This window comes from Luteimonas sp. R10, assembly GCF_045689605.1.
Classification (GTDB): domain Bacteria; phylum Pseudomonadota; class Gammaproteobacteria; order Xanthomonadales; family Xanthomonadaceae; genus Luteimonas.
The window spans coordinates 894,354-911,033 of record NZ_CP141262.1; the positions used below are offsets into that span (position 1 = coordinate 894,354).

Sequence of the window (16,680 nt, forward strand, 5' to 3'; positions counted from 1 at the left end):
GCGCGTGACGATAGCAGAGGCCGGGTCGCGACGCGGCCCGGGCCGGTGTACTCTCGCGGGAACCTGACTGACCGGAGGGTGCGGATGAAGACTGTTCTGGTGGCCAGTTCCAAGGGCGGCGTGGGCAAGACCACGATCGCCACCCATCTCGCCGCGCAGTCGGCGTTGTCCGGCCACAGCACAGTGCTCGTCGACGCCGATCCACAGCACTCGTCGACCCGCTGGGCCGAGCGCCGCGCCGGGCTCGAAAGCGCGGTGCTGCCGATCGAGGGCAGCCGCCGCCAGAAGACGGTGTGGAATTCGATCCCCGAGGGCACCGACCGGGTGATCGTGGACGCGCCCGCCGGCGCCATGCGCGAGGATCTGGACGCCTGGCTCGAGCACGCCGACGCGGTGGTGGTGCCGGTGCTGCCGTCGTCGCTGGACATCGACGCCACCGTCCCGTTCCTCAACACCCTGGTCAAGCATCCGCGGGTGCGCCGCGGCGAGCTCAAGGTCGGACTGGTCGGCAATCGCCTGCGGCCCTGGACCAACGCCTCGCGGCAGGCGATGGAACTGATCCAGCAGTGGCCGTACCCGGTGGTGGCGCAGCTGCGCGACAGCCAGGCCTACGTGATGCTGACCGGGCTGGGCCGGAGCCTGTTCGACTACCAGTCGCTGCATGCCCGCGAGCACCAGGCCGACTGGCAGCCGTTGCTGCGTTGGCTGCGCAGGTAGCCGGGAACGGGAGTCGGGAATGGAGAATGGTTGACAGCGCACGTCCGTCGCCGGCCTGATCCGGGCGGCGGCAGTACCAGGATCTCACCCGATTCCCTATTCTCCATTCCCCGCTCCCGGCTCCGACCCATGCGCGAACTGATCCTGCTGCGTCACGCCCACGCCGAGCCCGCGGCGCCCGGCCAGTCCGACCTCGACCGGCCGCTGTCCGCCGACGGCCATGCCGAGGCCGAGGCGGCCGCGCGCTGGCTGCAACAGCGCCAATTGATCCCGGACTGCGTGCTGTGCTCGCCGGCGCGGCGCACGCGCGAGACCCTGGAGACCGCGCTGGCGACGCTGGGCTATGTCGACCAGCGCCTGGAGCTGGCGATCTACGACGCCACGCCCGGCACCCTGGCGGCGCTGGTCGACGCCCACCGCGACGTCGACCGCCTGCTGCTGGTCGGCCACAACCCGGGGCTGGAGCGGCTGGCGGCGCTGATGCACAGCGGCCAGTCCGGGGACTACCGCGGCATTCCGCCCGGCGGGATCGCGGTGCTGGAGTTCGCGACCGAGACGGCGATCGAGCCCGGTGCCGCCACGCTCTCCGCATTCTGGTGGCCGTGAAGCGCCATGTTGCGCTGCTGATCACTCTGTTGCTCCTGCCCGCCTCGCCGTCGGCGGGCAATGGCGACGACGTCATCATCGACGACGGCGTCTCCCGGGTCGGGTTCACCCTGCGCACCCGCTGGGGCCAGTCGCTGGAAGGGCGCTTCCCGGAGTTCGACGGCGAGGTCCGGCTGCTCGCCGACGGCCGCAAGCAGGTGCACCTGCGCCTGTCGGCGCGCGAGATCGAGATCGTCGGCCATCCGCGCTACACGCGGCTGACGCGCGGCGAGGGCTTCTTCGACGCGGAGCGGCATCCGCAGGTGACGTTCGTCTCCGAGGCGTTCGCGCCGGCGCTGGTGCGCACGGGCGGGGAGCTGGCCGGGGTGCTCGACATCCGCGGCGTGCAGCGGCGCGAATTGTTCGCGATCGCGCCCGCCGCCTGCGAGCGCCCGCTGATCGACTGCCCGGTGGAGGTGGCCGGCAGCGTGCGCCGTGCCGACTACGCGATGGACCGCTGGGCCTTCGCGCTGGCCGAGCGGGTCCAGTTCGACCTCGTGCTGCGCGCGGCGCCGATCCCATGAGCGCGGTGCTGCGGACATGCGCGGCGCTGCTGCTGGCACTGGCCGGCAGCGGCTGCATGAGCCTGTCGCCGCTCGAGCGCGACCAGGCCATGCACATCGCGGCGCAGGCGCGCTCGACCGCGATCGACTGCGACCGGCCGGAGACGGCCTGCGCGCGGCCCTCGCCGCTGCGGGCGCTGGGCGCGCGCGCCTTCGCGCAGAGCGCCCCGGGCGCGCCGCGGCACTACGCGCTGCTGCTCGACTACGGCCAGGACGCGCTGCTGTCGCGGCTCGACCTGATCCGCAGCGCCCAGCGCAGCATCGACCTGCAGACCTACATCTTCGACGAGGACGACGCCGGTCATTTGATCCTGGACGAACTGCTGGCCGCCGCGCGCCGCGGGGTGCAGGTGCGGGTGCTGGTGGACCAGCTGTCCGCGCTCAAGCACGTCGACACCCTGGCGGCGCTGGCGTCGGTGCACGCGAACTTCGAACTGCGGGTCTACAACCCGTTGCTGGGACGGGCGCGGATCAGCTACCCGCAATACCTGCTCGCCGCCGCCTGCTGCTGGCGCCAGCTCAACCGGCGCATGCACAACAAGATCCTGCTGGTCGACGACATGGTCGGCATCACCGGCGGGCGCAACTACCAGGACCGGTACTACGACTGGGACGGCGCCTACAACTTCCGCGACCGCGACGTCCTGGTCGCCGGCCCCGTCGCGGGCGAGATGAAGGCGAACTTCGAGGCGTTCTGGCACGCGCGCCGCAGCGTGCCGGTGGCGCAGCTGAAGGACGTCGCCTGGCGGCTGCTGCGCGACGGCGCGCCGCCGATGCCGCACGCGCCGTACGTTGCGCCCGAGCGCGTGGCGGCGATCTCGCGCAATGCCGACGATCCGCTGCTGATCAACGAGCGGCTGGCGGCGGCGGCGATCCCGGTGGACGAGGTCGCGTTCATCGCCGACCCCCCGGACAAGCATCGCCGCAGCTACGAGGGCGTCGCGCCCTCGACCGTGGAGATGCGTGCGCTGATCGAGTCGGCCGAGCGCGAGGTGCTGCTGCAGACGCCCTACCTGGTGCTGTCGCGTCCGGCGCAGGCCCTGTTCGAATCGCTGCACGAGCGCCCCGGCGGCCCGCGCGTGGTGGTGTCGACGAACAGTCTCGCGGCCACCGATTCCTTCATCACCTACGCGCTGTCGTACAAGTACAAGCGCCGCTACCTGCGCGACTTCGGCTTCAACATCTACGAGTACAAGCCGTTCCCGAAAGACGCGCCGATCGACCTCGACGCCACCGGCGCGGTCGGCATCCGCTGGAATCCGGACGGCAGCGTCGACATCGAGGCCCGCGACGACGACCATGCGTCGACGCCGGACGACGTGGAACTGCAGCCGAGCGGATCGGGAGCGCGCCGGGAATCGCGGCCCTCGCAACGGTTGCCGCTCAGCCGCGAATACGCGGCGCTGCGCTACGCCGGCGTCGGCGTCAACCGCCCGGTGCCGCTGCAGCGGGCCGGGGTGCGCATCGGCCTGCATTCGAAGTCGCTGGTGATCGACGAACGCATCGGCGTGGTCGGCACCCACAACTTCGATCCGCGCGGCGACAACCTCAACACCGAGAGCGCGCTGGTGATCGAGGATCCGGCGTTCGCGCGCGCGCTGGCCGCGAGCATCCGCCGCGACATCGCGCCGGCCAACTCCTGGGTGATCGCGCGCCGCGACAAGCCGCCGGTGTTCTCGGGGCTGGACTACTCGCTGGCCAAGGTCTCCGAACACCTGCCGCTGTTCGACCTGTGGCCGACCCGTTATGCCACCAGCTACGAGTTCGTCCCCGGCCCCGAGTGCCCACTGCCCTTGCCGCCGGACGACCCGGGCTTCCGGGCCTGCCATGTGCCGGTGGGGGATTTTCCCGAGGTCAGCCTCGGCTTCAAGAGCGTGTTGACGCGGATCTTCACCGCCTTCGGGGCCGGGCTGGCGCCGATCCTGTAGAGCAGGAACGAGAAACGCGGAACGACGAGGGGCGCCGCCTTCGCCCGCTAGGGCGCAGGGCTCCGGGCATTCACCCGTTTCTCGTCCCCCTCCACGCGTTTCTCGTCTCACTCAGGCCTGCGACTCCGCGGGCCGCCGCAAGAACGATCAAAGGCTTACGTCCATGCCGTCCGTGGGGTGACTTCCGGCACATGTCTCGTTGTCTATGTGTTGTAGTCTACCAATACACCGCATCACTATGACTCCAAAGGAGCTCCCCATGAACGTCCAATCCCCGTCCGCCGACCGCCGCGACAGCGCCCGTTCCGCCGCCCCGGCCAAGGCCTCGCCCGCCCGCCGCGACCACCGCGTTCGCGACTTCGGCGTCGGCTACGGCAACAGCAGCGGCTACGTCAGCAACCGCCGCTACGCCAGCGCCTCGATCGCCCCGCGCTTCCGCTTCGCGTAGTCCCGCCACCGCCCACCCACAGGAAACCGCCATGAACGTCTTCGCCCTTTCGCTCCCCTCCAGCCAGCGCCCGCTGCCCGCCGTCGTGATCGCTTCCGTCCGCGCGGCGACTGCCCGCACCCCGCGCACCCGCGACTTCGGTGTCGGCTACGGCAACAGCAGCGGCTACGTCCGCGCCCGCAGCTACGCCGGCACGACGTTCGCGCCGCGCTTCCGGATTTCGTAGTTCCGGCCTCACGGACGACGCACCTCCCCCGAGCCCCCGCCATGAACACCACGCCCGTCCAGACCGTTCCGCAGACCGCTTCGTCCGTTCCCCCTCGTCCGGTGGTGGCGAGCGCCGCCCGGCACGAGCATCGCGCCCGCGATTTCGGCGTCGGCTACGGCAGCAGCAGCGGCTACGCGAGCGAGCGCCGCTACGTCGGCAACCAGGCCGTTCCGCGCTTCCGCTGCGCCTGAGCGCCGCTGCAGGCGGCCGCCGCGATCGCTTGCCGATCGCGCCTGGCAGCCGCCGCCCGGCGGGCCGCCGTTGCCGCGGCGCTGGCGAGGCCGGGCGAGGCTCGGCTATCGTGTCCGACATGGACGACAGCGACCGCTCCGACACCGGCCCCGCCGGGCCCCGCCCGCCTTTCCGCCGGACCGAGACGCTGGACGCGCTGAACGCGATGTCGCGCAACACCGCGATGGAGCCGCTGGGCATCGTCTTCACCGAACTGGGCCCCGACTACCTGCGCGCGACCATGCCGGTCGACGCCCGCACCCACCAGCCCTACGGCCTGCTGCACGGCGGCGCCTCGTTGTTGCTGGCCGAGACCCTCGGCAGTACCGCCGGCATGCTCTCGGTCGGCGATGACGAGGGCTGCGTCGGCATCGAGATCAACGGCAACCACCTGCGCGGCGTGCGCAGCGGCCGCGTCACCGGCACCGCGCGCGCGCTGCACGTCGGCCGCAGCACCCAGGTCTGGGAGATCCGCATCGAGGACGACGCCGGGCGCCTGGTCTGCATCTCGCGCCTGACGCTGGCGGTGATCGCGCGGCCGCCGCGCTGACGCCGTCGTCCTTCGGCGCGGCATTCCCGCTGCTTCGCGGTCCTGGCGACCGCCGGCGGGCATCTGCCCCATAATCCCGGGTCTGCTCGCGGCATACGGCCGCGGCGGAGACAGGTCCTTTCCGCACGCATGAACCCGCCGTCATCCCCATCGAGCGCGACCGCGTCCGTCGCAGGCAGCAACGCCTTGCGCGCGTTGCGCTACGGCTATCGCGTGCCGATGCTGCTCTGGCACCTGCTGGTCCACCTGCCGCTGGTGCTGCTGGCGATCACGCCGCTGACCGCGGCGTTGCCGCTGGCCAATGGCGAGCGCCTCGATCACCGCCTGATCCGCGCCTGGTCCGCGGGCCTGATGCGCGTGTTCGGCTTCCGCCTGCGCCGTCGCGGCACGCCCGTCGCGGGGGCGGCGCTGTTCGTGGCCAACCACGTCAGCTGGATCGACATCGTGGCCCTGCACAGCCAGCGCATGATGGGTTTCGTGGCCAAGAAGGAGATCAGCCGCTGGCCGCTGGTCGGCTGGCTGGCCAGCCGCGGCGAGACCATCTACCACCAGCGCGGCAGCCAGGAGTCGCTGGGCGGCGTGCTGCACGAAATGCTGGCGCGGCTGCGCGGCGGGCGCTCGGTCGGGGTGTTTCCCGAGGGCCGCACCCGCGACGGCCGCGAGGTCGGGCCGTTCCATGCGCGGATCTTCCTGGCCGCGGTCGAGGCCGGGGTGGCGGTGCAGCCGGTGGCGTTGCGCTACGGCGAGCACGCGTCGGCGCAGACGGTGGTGGCGTTCCGCGCACGCGAGAGCTTCGTCGGCAATTTCCTGCGCCTGCTCGGCGAACCGGTGCGGAGCGCCGAGGTCGCGTTCCTGGAGCCGATCGCGCCGGGCGCCGCGATCGGCCGCCGGCGCATCGCCGAGGTCGCGCGCGAGCGCATCGTCGCCGCCATGCAGACGAACCGGCCGTAAGCGCATCACGCGCTCCGAGCGAAGCCATGCCGAAGCAAGCCCAGCATCGTCCCGCGAGGCGGCAACCCATGGACGTTGAGCCGGCCAAAGGCAAGGCCCATGGATCGCCGCCTTCGCGGGAACGGCAGGTGCTTCGGGGTGCCATGAATCCGCCCGCGCTTTCTTTGCGTCTTTCGCGTCCTTCGCGGACCCGCTGAGCGAGCCTTGAACCCGACCGAACCTCACCCCCTCCATGCCCGAGTCCATTCCCTACCTGCCGCCACGCTGGCTGCGCAACGCGCACATGCAGTCGGCGCTCGGTTCCAGCCCGTGGCGCCGCCGGCGCGGTGCGCAGGCGCTGGCGGCGACCGGGGCGGAAACGTTCGAGCACCTGCTCGACGCCGGTGACGGCGTGCGCCTGCACGGCCTGCACAGCGCGGTCCCGGGCACCGCGCCGCGCGGGCTCGCGCTGCTGCTGCACGGCTGGGAAGGCAGCAGCGATTCGAGCTACATGCGGCTGACGGCGGCGCAGCTGCTGCGCCGCGGCTTCGAGGTGTTCCGGCTGAACTTCCGCGACCACGGCCAGACCCACCACCTCAACCCCGACCTGTTCCATTCCAACCGCATCGACGAGGTGGTGCGGGCCGCCGTCGAGGTCGCGCGGCGCTTTCCGGCTCGGCCGCTGGTCGCCGCCGGCTATTCGCTCGGCGGCAACTTCGCCCTGCGACTGGCGCTGCGCGCGCCCGCCGCCGGCCTGCCGCTGGCGCGCGTGGCCGCGGTCTGCCCGGTGCTCGACCCGGCGCTGACCCTGGTGCAGATGGAACGCGGCCTGCCGCTGTACCTGCGCTATTTCGAGCGCAAGTGGCGCGGCTCGCTGCTGCGCAAGCGCGCGCTGTTCCCGCAGCTGCACGATTTCGACGACGCCACGCTCAAGCTCGGCATGCGCGCGCTGACCGAGTGGCTGGTGCTGCGGCATACCGATTTCGGCTCGCTCGACAACTACTTCGACGGCTACTCGATCGCCGGGCAGCGCCTGGCGGCGCTGCAGGTGCCGGCCGACATCCTCACCAGCGCCGACGATCCGGTGATTCCGGCCGATGGTTTCCGCGCGCTGCAGCTGCCGGACACGGCGACGGTGGAGATCGCGCCCTGGGGCGGCCACTGCGGCTTCCTCGAGAACGCGCGCCTGGACGGCTACGCCGAGCGCTGGGTGGCCGAACGGCTGGCGGCCGGAACGTAGGCCGAGCCGACACTCGCTTCCGATGCCGTGTTGTCCTCGTAGGAGAGGCTTCAGCTCCGGCCCCGGTCAACCAATGGGCGCGAACGAGCCTCGCACGCTGCTTCCCGATCCACCCCGCGCGCTCCCGGTTCTTGCCGCGGTCTTCGGCAGGTCGGGGCTGAAGCCCCTCCCACAGGGGTGACCGGGAGAAGCGAATGTCGACTCGGCCTGGCGCCGGGGCGCTTGCGGGCAGCCGCTACAATGGCCGGCCGCCGACGGACACCCGCACCGATGCACGAACAGATTCTCGACGCCCTGCGCCGCGGCGCCCACGACGAGGCGCGCGCCGCGGCGGCGGCCGCGGTCGAAGCGGACGGCAACGACGCCCGTGCCCACCACCTGCTGGCGCTGGCGCAGCGCGCGGCCGGCGATGCCGCCGCGGCGATGGCCACCATCGATCGCGCGATCGCGCTGGCGCCCGAGGATGCCGCACTGCACTTCCAGCGTGCCGGCTTCCTGCTCGGCGGGCGCGAGATCGATCGCGCGCAGCAGGACCTCGCACGCGCGATCGAACTCGATCCGAACCAGTTCGGCGCCTACGTGGTGCAGGCGGAACTGGCGATCGGCCTCGGCGACGCCGACGAGGCCGAGCGGCTGGTGCGGATCGCCGAGCGGATCGCGCCCGATCATCCGGCGCTGGCCTCGGTGACCGGCATGGTCGCGCTGCGCCGCGGCGATGCCGACCGCGCGCTGTCGGTGCTGTCGTCCGCGCGGGCGCGGGCGCCGGACGATCCGCAACTGCTCAACGCGCTCGGCTTCGCCTACCTGGCGAAGGGACACCTCGCGTTCGCCGAGCAGACCTTCCGGCGGCTGCGCGGGCAGCGGATCGGCGGCCCCGCGCAGCAGCGCCTGATCGCGGAGATCGTGCACCGCCAGGGGCGGCACGAGGAGGCGCTGGCGGAACTGCAGCCGCTGCTCGAGTCGCAGGCCACGCCCGCCGACCTCGCCTTCGCCGGGCAACTCGAGCTGGCGCGGCGGCGGCCGCGGCAGGCCCTGCCGTGGCTGCGGCGGGCGCTGGCGGCGAACCCGGCGGACGGCCGCGCCCTGGCCCTGATCATGGCCGCCTGGCAGCAGCTGGGCGACGTCGACGACGCCCGCAACACGCTCGATGCCGCGCTGGCGACCTCGCCGCAGGTGGCCGGCCTGTGGCAGGCGCGCCTCGCGCTCGAACGCGGATCGCCCGAACGCGGGCGCGAGCTGGTCGCGCGCTGGCTGGCGGCCACGCCCGAGGCGGTGCCGGCGCTGGAAGCGAAGCTGGCGCTGCTGGACGAGGATGCGCAGGCCGCGGAAGAGACCGCACGGCGGATCGTCGCCCTGCAACCGGGGCACGTGCGGGCCGAGGCGAAGCTGCTGGACCTGCTGGCGCGCCGCGATCCGCAGGCCGCGGTCCGCCGCGCCGAGGAACTGCAGCGGCTGCCGACCGACGTGCGCATGCAACGGATGGTCCGCGGCTGGCTGGCGATCGCCAACGACGGCGCCGGCCACCACGGCGAGGCGGTCCGCATCTGGACGGAGCTGCACGCCGAGGCCGGCGAGCGCATGATCCCGCTGCCCGAATGGAGCGATCCGCAGGCGCCGCGACAGGCGGCCGCGCCGGTGCCGGACTCCTCGCCGCCGGTGGTGTTCCTGGCCGGGCTGCCCGGCTCGGGCGTCGAGCGCACGGCGCAGCTGCTCGGCGGCATCGTGCCGGCGTTCCGCGGCGACCGTTTCGGCCCGCAGCCGCCGCAGGATCCGCTGCAGAACATCCACACCATTCCCGCGCTGGCGCGCGGCGAAGCCGATCCGGCCGCGCTCGCCGAAGCCTGGCGCGCGCAGTTGCCAGCGCGCGGCATCGCCGACGGCGCGGTGATCGACTGGCTGCTGTGGTGGGACAACGCGCTGCTCGACGTGGTCGGCGCACACGTGCCGCAGGCGCGCGTGCTGATCGCCCTGCGCGATCCGCGCGACATGCTGATCAACTGGCTCGCGTTCGGCGCAGCGGTGTCGCTGCGGATGGGCGCGCCGCCGGAGGCGGCCGCGTGGCTCGCGCGCGGACTGGAGCAGGTCGCGGTGCTGCACGAGCGCGACCTGCACCCGCACCGGCTGCTGCGGCTGGACGAGAGCGTCAACGACCCGCCGGCCGTGGCCGCCGCGCTCGGCGAGGCGCTGGAACTGGGCCTGCCGGCGCCGCCGGCCGGGCTGTTCGATGGCCGGCGCTTCGCGGCCGGCCACTGGCGCGCCTACGGCGATGTGCTCGCGGAGGCTTTCGCGGCGCTCACGCCGGTGGCGGTACGGTTGGGTTACCCGGAAACCTGAGCGGCGCGCGTCCGCCAGGCTTCCGCGGCGGAGCAAGCGCCCCTCTACCTTTCAGAGATCGTTCGACAGGCAGACCACAGGAGACCACGATGCGCATCCGCAGCGACAGCTTCGAGTCCCGCCAGCCGATCCCGCCCGAGTTCGCGCTGGGCACGCCGGACGGCTTCGGCGGCAACCGCAATCCGCACCTGGCCTGGGACGAGGTGCCGGAAGGCGCGCGCGCGTTCGCGCTGCTGTGCATCGATCCCGACGTGCCCTCGGTGCGCGAGATGGTGAACAAGGACGGGGTGGAGATTCCCGCCGAGCAGCCGCGTACCGAGTTCAGCCACTGGGTGGTGGCCGACATACCCGCCGACGTGCGCGAGATCGCCGCGGGCAGCTGCAGCGACGGCCCCGCCAAGGGCGGCAAGCGCAACCCGCCCGGCCCCGCGGGCGCGCGCCAGGGATTGAACGACTACACGAAGTTCTTCGCCGACGACGACGCCATGGGCGGGGAGTACTTCGGCTACGACGGCCCGTATCCGCCCGCCAACGACCTGCGCACGCACCGCTATTTCTTCCGCCTGTTCGCGCTCGACCTCGAGCGTCTCGAACTGCCGGAGACGTTCACCGCCGGCGACGTGTTCGCCGCCATGCACGGCCACGTGCTGGCCGAGGCCGCCGTGTACGGGACCTACGCCCTCAACCCCGGCGCGAAGGGGTAGCCGGGCCAGGCGGTCGCTTCCGCTGCGGTGGGCGATGGGCCTTGGCGGCGGCCGTCATTTCACCGGGTCGGAAGCGGCTTCCTGGTGCGATTCCACCGTCATGTCGAGCACGTAGGCGATCGACGACGCGTCGGCCGGTGGGTTCTCGACCGGGTAGCGCTTGACCCGCAGCACGTTGCGCACGCCCGGCTCGTGCGCATAGCCCTCGATCTCCTCGTACAGCGGCTGCCATTCGCCCGGCGTGCCGGCCTTCAGGCCCTGCGCGTCGTAGTGCACCTCGCGCACCCGCAGGCACCGCATGTCCGGGATCAGCGGATGATTGCAGGCGATGCGCTGCGCGGCGACCTCGAGGAACACGGTTTCGCCCGGGCCGCCGTAGCGGGTGTCGGCGGTGGCGGCGCCCTCGAAGCGCAGCCGGTCGCCGCCGGCGGTGGTGAGGACGAGCGTCGGCGGATCACCGTCGTCGAGCCGCAGCTGCAGTTCGCCCTGCAGGCGCGCGTTGGCGGCGGCGTCCTGCGCCATCAACGCGCGGTCGGCGCAGGCCATCAGCGTCTGCGCCAGTTCGCCGACGCGCAAGGTATCGCCCTGGCGGGTATAGCTGCCGCCGATGCGGTTACAGCCGCCCGACACGCCCAACCGGCCCTCGGCGAAATCCAGCTGCAGCGGGCGTTCGGTGCTGGCGAACAGGGCATCGATGCGGCTGCCGTCGGCGGCGATGGCATCGCGCAGATGCCAGTGGTAGCCGCCGAGCCGGTCGTCGCCGGCCGCCGCCGCGGCGGGCGTGGGTGCAGGTGCGGCAGGTGGCTCGGCGGGCGCACAGGCGGCGAGGGCGAACGGCAGCAGCAGGGACAGGCGACGGATCATGGCGGTCTCCCGGAAGGAAGCGGATCGGACCTAGGTTAACGCCGCGGTTCCGCCAATGGGGTTGGCGCGCCGCCTGTCGCGTTCGATTTCGTGCATGTGGCGCGGATCACGCTCGCGCCGTCGCGGTCGTGCTGTCGATCCCCGCGCGCGTCGTTCGTCGTCCGGATGAGCGGCAAGCGGCGCCGGCGATGCCGGCCCGCGGGTCCGCGAGCGACCGCGGGAGGAACGACATGCGCTGCATGGTGATGGTGAAGGCGACCCGGGACAGCGAAGCCGGCGCGATGCCGGACGCCCGGCTGCTGGCCGAGATGCGCCGCTACAACGAGATGCTGGCCAAGGCCGGCGTGCTGCTCGACGCCGAGGGCCTCCACCCGAGCGCGCAGGGCGTGCGGGTGCGGTTTTCCGGCGGAACGCGGACCGTGATCGAGGGACCGTTCGCAGGCTCCGAGACGCTGTTGGCCGGCTTCTGGCTGCTCCAGGTCAAATCGCTGGAAGAGGCGATCGAGTGGGTCAAGCGCTGCCCCGGTCCGCTTCGCGGGGACACCGAGATCGAGATCCGGCCGGTGTTCGAGGCCGGGGAATTCGGCGCCGCGCCCGCGCACGAGCGCGACGGCCGGGCGGCGTGAGCGGTTCCCGCCGTTCGGGACGGTGCGGCGGTCCGCGCTCGGCGCCGCCGGGCGCGGGACGAAAGGCCCTTGCCCGGCCCGGGAGATGATGCTGTGATCGCATGCCATGAGCCCGGATGTCCACAAGACCATCGACGCCGTCTGGCGGATCGAGTCGCCCAGGTTGATCGCGGGGCTGATGCGTATGGTGCGCGATATCGACCTGGCCGAGGAGCTGGCCCAGGACGCGCTGGTGGTCGCGCTGGAGCGCTGGCCCGATTCGGGTGTCCCGGATAACCCCGGTGCCTGGCTGATGGCCACCGCCAAGCACCGCGCGATCGACCGCCTGCGCCGGCACAAGCTGCTGGACCGCAAGCACGAGCAGCTCGCCTACGAACTCGAATCCGAGCGCGAGGACATCGACGCCAGGCAGGAAACCGCGCTCGACCATGCCGTCGGCGACGATCTGCTGCGGCTGATCTTCATCGCCTGCCACCCGGTGCTGTCGACCGAGGCGCAGGTGGCGCTGACCCTGCGCCTGCTCGGCGGGTTGACCACGCCGGAGATCGCGCGCGCCTTCCTGTTGCCGGAACCGACCGTCGCCCAGCGCATCGTGCGCGCCAAGCGCAGCCTGGGCGCGGCGCAGGTGCCGTTCGAGCTGCCGCCGCGCGACGAACTCGCCGAGCGCCTGGCGTCGGTGCTCGGCGTGATCTACCTGATCTTCAACGAGGGCTACAGCGCCAGCAGCGGCGAGGACTGGGTGCGCCCGGGGCTGTGCCAGGACGCGCTGCGGCTGGGGCGGGTGCTGGCCGAGCTGATGCCGCGCGAGCCCGAGGTGCACGGCCTGGTGGCGCTGATGGAGCTGCAGGCCTCGCGGCTGGGCGCGCGCACCGGCGCCGACGGCGCCCCGATCCTGCTGCCCGACCAGGACCGCGGCAAGTGGGACCGGCTGCTGCTCGGCCGCGGGCTGGAGGCGCTGGCGCGCGCCGAACGTCTGGGCGACGTGCGCGGTCCGTATGCGCTGCAGGCCGCGATCGCCGCCTGCCACGCGCGCGCGCCGAGCGCCGAGGCCACCGACTGGCCGCGCATCGTCGCCCTGTACGACACCCTGTCGGACCTGGTGCCCTCGCCGGTGATCGAGCTCAACCGCGCGGTCGCGCTGGCGATGGCCTACGGGCCGCAGGCCGGCCTGGACCTGGCCGACCAGCTGCGCGAGGTCGCGGCGCTGGCGAACTACCACCTGCTGCCCGCCGTGCGCGGCGACCTGTTGGCGAAGCTCGACCGACATGCCGAGGCGAAAGGCGAATTCGAGCGCGCCGCCGCTCTCGCCGGCAACGGACCGGAGCGCCGGCTGCTGCTGGAGCGCGCCGCGCGAAGCGCCGCACGCGGCGGCTGAGTTCGGCGGCCAATGGCCGCCGCGGCCCGTATCGCAATCCTCATCGTAGAGCCGAGCTTCCTCGGCTACGCGGGTGGGTGCGCGGGCTTCGGTGACGGGAGCAGCGGAGCAAGCTCCGCTCTACGGGCGCGCGCGGGTGGGAGCGCCGCCGATGGCGTCGCGGGCCTGCCGGCCCGGGATCACATCTCGACGATGCCCTTGAACCCGCCCCAGATCATGCGCTTGCCGTCGAACGGCATCGTCTTCGGGTCCATGCCGGCCAGGCGCGGGTCGGCCATCACCTTCTTGTTGATGCGGTCGCGCTGCGCGCGCGACTTGTAGACGATGTAGGAGAACACCACCACCTCGTCCTCCTTCAGCTTCACCGCCCTGGGGAAGGAGGTGGACTTGCCCGGCTGCACGTCGTCCTCCACGCACTCCACGTACTGCAGCGCGCCATACTCCATCCAGATCTTGCCGGCCTTGCGCGCCAGCGCGCGGTAGGCGGACAGCTTGGCCCTGGGAACCGCCAGCAGAAAACCATCGACGTAACTCATGGGAAAGCTCCTGTTCTCGGGGGATGCACAACGCCCGCGTAGGGCGATCGGGTACGGCCGGAGGCGGTCGCGTCGGGGGATCCGGACGGGAGATTCGCCTGCCTTCACCGGGGCGACGATCCGGGCGGCGCGATTTCGACAGCCGTGGCGATGATGCCGATTCGGTGCGGGCACGGAACCGGGCCACCGCACTCGCTGCGTGAAGCGAGCCTTGGCGGCGGGCCGAGGCCGCAGCCGGGGCGGGCCGCAGGCTCCGCCCGATGCCGGACGGCGAAACCCGGTGCGGCCGGTCAGCTTCCCGCCGGCATCAACAGCAGCAGCAACCCGCCCAGCGCCATGCGGTAGATCGCGAAGCCGGTGTAGCGATGCGACTTGATGTAACCCAGCAGCCACTTCACCACCACGAATCCGGTGGCGGTGGCCGCCGTGAACGCCAGCGCCACCTCGCTCCAGGCCTCGCTGCCGAGGCCCTGCCCCAGCCACAGCTCGAGGAAGGCGTAGGCGCTGGCCGCGAACATGGTGGGGATGCCGACCAGGAACACGAACTCGGTCGCCGCTGAGCGCCGGCTCAGCCCCGCCAGCATCGCCATGAAGATCGCCGCCGCCGAACGCGAGGTGCCCGGGAACACGCCCGCCACCACCTGCGCCAGGCCGACCAGCACCACCACCGTCCAGGTCACGTCGATGCTGTCGCCGCGGCGCTCGGCCAGCCGCTCGGCCACGATCATCCAGATGCCGCCGAGGATCAGCGCCCAGGCCACCGGCGTCACCGTTTCCGGCAGTTCCCAGCCGGCCATCCGCACCGGCAGGCCGACGATCGCGGTCACGGCGAAGGCGGCAGCGAGCTTCAGCACGTAGACGCGGTTCTCGCGCTGGCGCAGCCCGGTCGCCAGCGTCCACAGCCGCTGCCGGAACACCAGCGTGATCGCCAGGATCGCGCCGGCCTGGATCACGATGTTGAAGAAGTCCGAGCGCGCGCCCAGCCAGTGCTGCACGATCAGCAGATGCCCGGTGCTGGAGATCGGCAGGAACTCGGTGACACCTTCGATGATGCCCAGCAGCAGGGCGGCGAGCAGGTCGGACACGGGCGTGGGCGTTGCGGAGCGAGGCGCAAGAATACGCGAAGCAGTCTGTACCCATCCCATGCGCGTCCCATGCGCGCCGGCGCCGCGCGCGCTGCTTGCGTCCGCCAGCGCAGCTCGCGGCCGTGCCGGGCGGCGTGGATCGTCCAGACCGGCCGGGTCATCCCCCGGCGGGCTTCGCCTGCGGCGCGATCGCGATCGACGACAGGTCGTTGGCCGCGGCGACCGCCGTGTCCGCCGCCTGCCGGCGCTCGGAATATCGGTCCACCAATTGCGCCGCATGCGGCCGCAGCAGCACGGTGAACCGGATCAGCTCCTCGACCACGTCGACGATGCGCTCGTAGTAGCCGGAGGGCAGCATGCGCCCGGCCTCGTCGAACTGGCGGAAGGCCTGGGCGACGCTGGACTGGTTGGGAATGGTGAACATGCGCATCCAGCGCCCGAGCAGGCGCAGCGTGTTGACCGAGTTGAACGACTGCGAGCCGCCCGAGACCTGCATCACCGCCAGCGTGCGTCCCTGGGTGGGGCGGATCCCGCCCAGGCTCAACGGCAGATGGTCGATCTGTGCCTTCATCACGCCGCTGATCTGGCCGTGGCGCTCCGGACTGCACCAGACCTGCCCCTCCGACCACAGCGACAGCTGCCGCAGTTCGTGCACCGCCGGGTGGTCGTCGCCGGGCACCTGTCCCGGCAGCGGCAGGTCGGAGGGGTCGAAGATCCGCGGCTCGCCGCCGAACCAGCGCACCAGCCGCGCGGCCTCCTCGATCGCCAGGCGCGAATACGAGCGCTCGCGCAACGAACCGTAGAGCAGGAGGATCTTCGGCGGCGCCTGCGCGCCGGCGGCCAGGCCGTCGGCCGGTCGCCGCGGGGCATGGCGTGGCTGCAACGCGGGCAGATGGTCGGGATCGGGAAGGGAGCGCAGTCTCATGCGGGCGTTGCCTCGGGTGTGGGAACAGGAGCGGAAAGGCGCGATCCGGCCCGCCACGCGTGCGGGCGGCAGCGCGTGCGAGGTGCGCGGGGCCGTCGATATCGGCGGCTGCAGCGGATCGTCTGACCATCGAGCATCAACGCCTCGATGATCGATGGGTATGCGCGAAAAAAAAAGATCTTCAGTGGCCTCCATCGCGTCCGCTCCGGCGCGGCGCGGCGGCCGCGCGGCTGGCGAGGATGCAGTCGGTCGCTTCCAGCCATGCGGCCACCGCGGTGCGGAATGCTTCGTGGCCTCGCTCGGTCAGCGCGTAGACCTTGCGCTCGCGGCCCTGCACCGTCTCCAGGTGCGCGGTGAGCAGGCCGCCGGCCTCGAAGTCGTTGAGCATCGGATAGATCGTGCCTTCGGTGGGACTGCAGCAGCCGCGCGTGGTCTTCGCCACCGCCTGCACGACCTCGTAGCCGTGCATCGGACGCTGGTGCAATACGCGCAGCACGAAGAACTTCGACAGCGACATCTTGATCGTGCCCTGCCAATACCCGCGGTCGGTGTAGTCGGGCGTGGCGCGCGACGCCCTGCGCAGGGATTTGGCGGCGACGGTCATGGCGGCGTTATACACCTCGATGATCGAGGCATCAAGCGGGCTCGGGCCCGCTTCGTCGCCGGACCTCGCCAGGCGTCGATGCCGGCGCGCTCACGGCATCGGACCAC

At 72.1% G+C, this 16,680-nt stretch carries 19 protein-coding genes; 14 read left to right on the top strand and 5 right to left on the bottom strand.

What is annotated here, in order from left to right:
* Nucleotides 1-84 precede the first annotated feature (84 nt).
* The 12 genes from U3649_RS03880 (at nucleotide 85) to U3649_RS03935 (ending at nucleotide 10,558) form a co-directional block, all read left to right on the top strand.
* Nucleotides 85-717, top strand: a complete 633-nt coding sequence (locus U3649_RS03880; RefSeq protein WP_407353575.1) for an AAA family ATPase — start codon at nucleotides 85-87, stop codon at nucleotides 715-717.
* Between the two features lie 129 nt (nucleotides 718-846).
* Nucleotides 847-1,323 (top strand): SixA phosphatase family protein, encoded by a 477-nt coding sequence (locus U3649_RS03885; RefSeq protein ID WP_407353576.1) that lies wholly within the window; start codon nucleotides 847-849, stop codon nucleotides 1,321-1,323.
* The gene (locus U3649_RS03890; RefSeq protein ID WP_407353577.1) at nucleotides 1,320-1,886 is read left to right on the top strand and encodes a YceI family protein; all 567 of its coding nucleotides are present in this window, start codon (nucleotides 1,320-1,322) and stop codon (nucleotides 1,884-1,886) included. The genes U3649_RS03885 and U3649_RS03890 overlap by 4 nt, the downstream gene beginning before the upstream one ends.
* A complete protein-coding gene (locus U3649_RS03895; protein ID WP_407353578.1) occupies nucleotides 1,883-3,853 on the top strand; it encodes a phospholipase D-like domain-containing protein in 1,971 nt (656 codons plus the stop codon). Before U3649_RS03890 ends, U3649_RS03895 begins: the two co-directional genes overlap by 4 nt.
* Nucleotides 3,854-4,112: 259 nt before the next feature.
* Entirely contained in the window at nucleotides 4,113-4,301 is a 189-nt protein-coding gene (locus U3649_RS03900; protein WP_407353579.1) for a hypothetical protein, read from the top strand.
* A 31-nt stretch (nucleotides 4,302-4,332) separates the two neighbouring features.
* Entirely contained in the window at nucleotides 4,333-4,527 is a 195-nt protein-coding gene (locus tag U3649_RS03905; RefSeq protein ID WP_407353580.1) for a hypothetical protein, read from the top strand.
* 41 nt (nucleotides 4,528-4,568) lie between these two features.
* Nucleotides 4,569-4,760 (top strand): hypothetical protein, encoded by a 192-nt coding sequence (locus tag U3649_RS03910; protein WP_407353581.1) that lies wholly within the window; start codon nucleotides 4,569-4,571, stop codon nucleotides 4,758-4,760.
* Between the two features lie 206 nt (nucleotides 4,761-4,966).
* Nucleotides 4,967-5,350, top strand: a complete 384-nt coding sequence (locus U3649_RS03915; RefSeq protein ID WP_407354536.1) for a hotdog fold thioesterase — start codon at nucleotides 4,967-4,969, stop codon at nucleotides 5,348-5,350.
* Nucleotides 5,351-5,479: 129 nt separating this feature from the next.
* Nucleotides 5,480-6,301, top strand: coding sequence for a lysophospholipid acyltransferase family protein (locus U3649_RS03920; protein WP_407353582.1), 822 nt, complete (start codon nucleotides 5,480-5,482; stop codon nucleotides 6,299-6,301).
* Nucleotides 6,302-6,533: 232 nt separating this feature from the next.
* On the top strand, nucleotides 6,534-7,520 hold the full coding sequence (locus tag U3649_RS03925; protein ID WP_407353583.1) for a YheT family hydrolase: 987 nt from the start codon (nucleotides 6,534-6,536) through the stop codon (nucleotides 7,518-7,520).
* A 270-nt stretch (nucleotides 7,521-7,790) separates the two neighbouring features.
* The gene (locus tag U3649_RS03930; RefSeq protein WP_407353584.1) at nucleotides 7,791-9,854 is read left to right on the top strand and encodes a tetratricopeptide repeat protein; all 2,064 of its coding nucleotides are present in this window, start codon (nucleotides 7,791-7,793) and stop codon (nucleotides 9,852-9,854) included.
* Nucleotides 9,855-9,943: 89 nt separating this feature from the next.
* Nucleotides 9,944-10,558, top strand: a complete 615-nt coding sequence (locus U3649_RS03935; RefSeq protein ID WP_407353585.1) for a YbhB/YbcL family Raf kinase inhibitor-like protein — start codon at nucleotides 9,944-9,946, stop codon at nucleotides 10,556-10,558.
* A gap of 54 nt (nucleotides 10,559-10,612) precedes the next feature.
* Here the strand turns inward: U3649_RS03935 and U3649_RS03940 are convergent, their stop codons facing one another.
* Nucleotides 10,613-11,422: a DUF4377 domain-containing protein gene (locus U3649_RS03940; protein ID WP_407353586.1), complete on the bottom strand. Its 810-nt coding sequence runs from the start codon at nucleotides 11,420-11,422 to the stop codon at nucleotides 10,613-10,615.
* 230 nt (nucleotides 11,423-11,652) lie between these two features.
* Between U3649_RS03940 and U3649_RS03945 the strand changes: the two genes are divergently transcribed.
* A complete protein-coding gene (locus tag U3649_RS03945; RefSeq protein WP_407353587.1) occupies nucleotides 11,653-12,048 on the top strand; it encodes a YciI family protein in 396 nt (131 codons plus the stop codon).
* A 106-nt stretch (nucleotides 12,049-12,154) separates the two neighbouring features.
* Nucleotides 12,155-13,423: an RNA polymerase sigma factor gene (locus U3649_RS03950; protein WP_407353588.1), complete on the top strand. Its 1,269-nt coding sequence runs from the start codon at nucleotides 12,155-12,157 to the stop codon at nucleotides 13,421-13,423.
* A 179-nt stretch (nucleotides 13,424-13,602) separates the two neighbouring features.
* On the opposite strand, the gene U3649_RS03955 is transcribed toward U3649_RS03950, so the two are convergent.
* The 4 genes from U3649_RS03955 to U3649_RS03970 all read right to left on the bottom strand — a co-directional run bounded on the left by U3649_RS03955 (nucleotide 13,603) and on the right by U3649_RS03970 (nucleotide 16,573).
* Nucleotides 13,603-13,959, bottom strand: coding sequence for a DUF1428 domain-containing protein (locus tag U3649_RS03955; RefSeq protein ID WP_407353589.1), 357 nt, complete (start codon nucleotides 13,957-13,959; stop codon nucleotides 13,603-13,605).
* 290 nt (nucleotides 13,960-14,249) lie between these two features.
* On the bottom strand, nucleotides 14,250-15,044 hold the full coding sequence (locus U3649_RS03960; RefSeq protein WP_407353590.1) for an undecaprenyl-diphosphate phosphatase: 795 nt from the start codon (nucleotides 15,042-15,044) through the stop codon (nucleotides 14,250-14,252).
* A gap of 157 nt (nucleotides 15,045-15,201) precedes the next feature.
* A complete protein-coding gene (gene arsH, locus U3649_RS03965; protein WP_407353591.1) occupies nucleotides 15,202-15,969 on the bottom strand; it encodes an arsenical resistance protein ArsH in 768 nt (255 codons plus the stop codon).
* A 181-nt stretch (nucleotides 15,970-16,150) separates the two neighbouring features.
* The gene (locus U3649_RS03970; protein ID WP_407353592.1) at nucleotides 16,151-16,573 is read right to left on the bottom strand and encodes a PadR family transcriptional regulator; all 423 of its coding nucleotides are present in this window, start codon (nucleotides 16,571-16,573) and stop codon (nucleotides 16,151-16,153) included.
* Nucleotides 16,574-16,680 lie beyond the last annotated feature (107 nt).

Excerpts from the sequence above, each read along its gene's own strand:
- U3649_RS03925 (WP_407353583.1), top strand. The coding sequence starts at position 6,534 with ATGCCCGAGTCCATTCCCTACCTGCCGCCACGCTGGCTGCGCAACGCG.
- U3649_RS03950 (WP_407353588.1), top strand. The coding sequence starts at position 12,155 with ATGAGCCCGGATGTCCACAAGACCATCGACGCCGTCTGGCGGATCGAG.
- U3649_RS03920 (WP_407353582.1), top strand. The coding sequence starts at position 5,480 with ATGAACCCGCCGTCATCCCCATCGAGCGCGACCGCGTCCGTCGCAGGC.
- U3649_RS03945 (WP_407353587.1), top strand. The coding sequence starts at position 11,653 with ATGCGCTGCATGGTGATGGTGAAGGCGACCCGGGACAGCGAAGCCGGC.
- U3649_RS03930 (WP_407353584.1), top strand. The coding sequence starts at position 7,791 with ATGCACGAACAGATTCTCGACGCCCTGCGCCGCGGCGCCCACGACGAG.
- U3649_RS03940 (WP_407353586.1), bottom strand. The coding sequence starts at position 11,422 with ATGATCCGTCGCCTGTCCCTGCTGCTGCCGTTCGCCCTCGCCGCCTGT.
- arsH (WP_407353591.1), bottom strand. The coding sequence starts at position 15,969 with ATGAGACTGCGCTCCCTTCCCGATCCCGACCATCTGCCCGCGTTGCAG.
- U3649_RS03895 (WP_407353578.1), top strand. The coding sequence starts at position 1,883 with ATGAGCGCGGTGCTGCGGACATGCGCGGCGCTGCTGCTGGCACTGGCC.
- U3649_RS03885 (WP_407353576.1), top strand. The coding sequence starts at position 847 with ATGCGCGAACTGATCCTGCTGCGTCACGCCCACGCCGAGCCCGCGGCG.
- U3649_RS03905 (WP_407353580.1), top strand. The coding sequence starts at position 4,333 with ATGAACGTCTTCGCCCTTTCGCTCCCCTCCAGCCAGCGCCCGCTGCCC.
- U3649_RS03915 (WP_407354536.1), top strand. The coding sequence starts at position 4,967 with ATGTCGCGCAACACCGCGATGGAGCCGCTGGGCATCGTCTTCACCGAA.
- U3649_RS03970 (WP_407353592.1), bottom strand. The coding sequence starts at position 16,573 with ATGACCGTCGCCGCCAAATCCCTGCGCAGGGCGTCGCGCGCCACGCCC.
- U3649_RS03880 (WP_407353575.1), top strand. The coding sequence starts at position 85 with ATGAAGACTGTTCTGGTGGCCAGTTCCAAGGGCGGCGTGGGCAAGACC.
- U3649_RS03910 (WP_407353581.1), top strand. The coding sequence starts at position 4,569 with ATGAACACCACGCCCGTCCAGACCGTTCCGCAGACCGCTTCGTCCGTT.
- U3649_RS03935 (WP_407353585.1), top strand. The coding sequence starts at position 9,944 with ATGCGCATCCGCAGCGACAGCTTCGAGTCCCGCCAGCCGATCCCGCCC.
- U3649_RS03900 (WP_407353579.1), top strand. The coding sequence starts at position 4,113 with ATGAACGTCCAATCCCCGTCCGCCGACCGCCGCGACAGCGCCCGTTCC.
- U3649_RS03955 (WP_407353589.1), bottom strand. The coding sequence starts at position 13,959 with ATGAGTTACGTCGATGGTTTTCTGCTGGCGGTTCCCAGGGCCAAGCTG.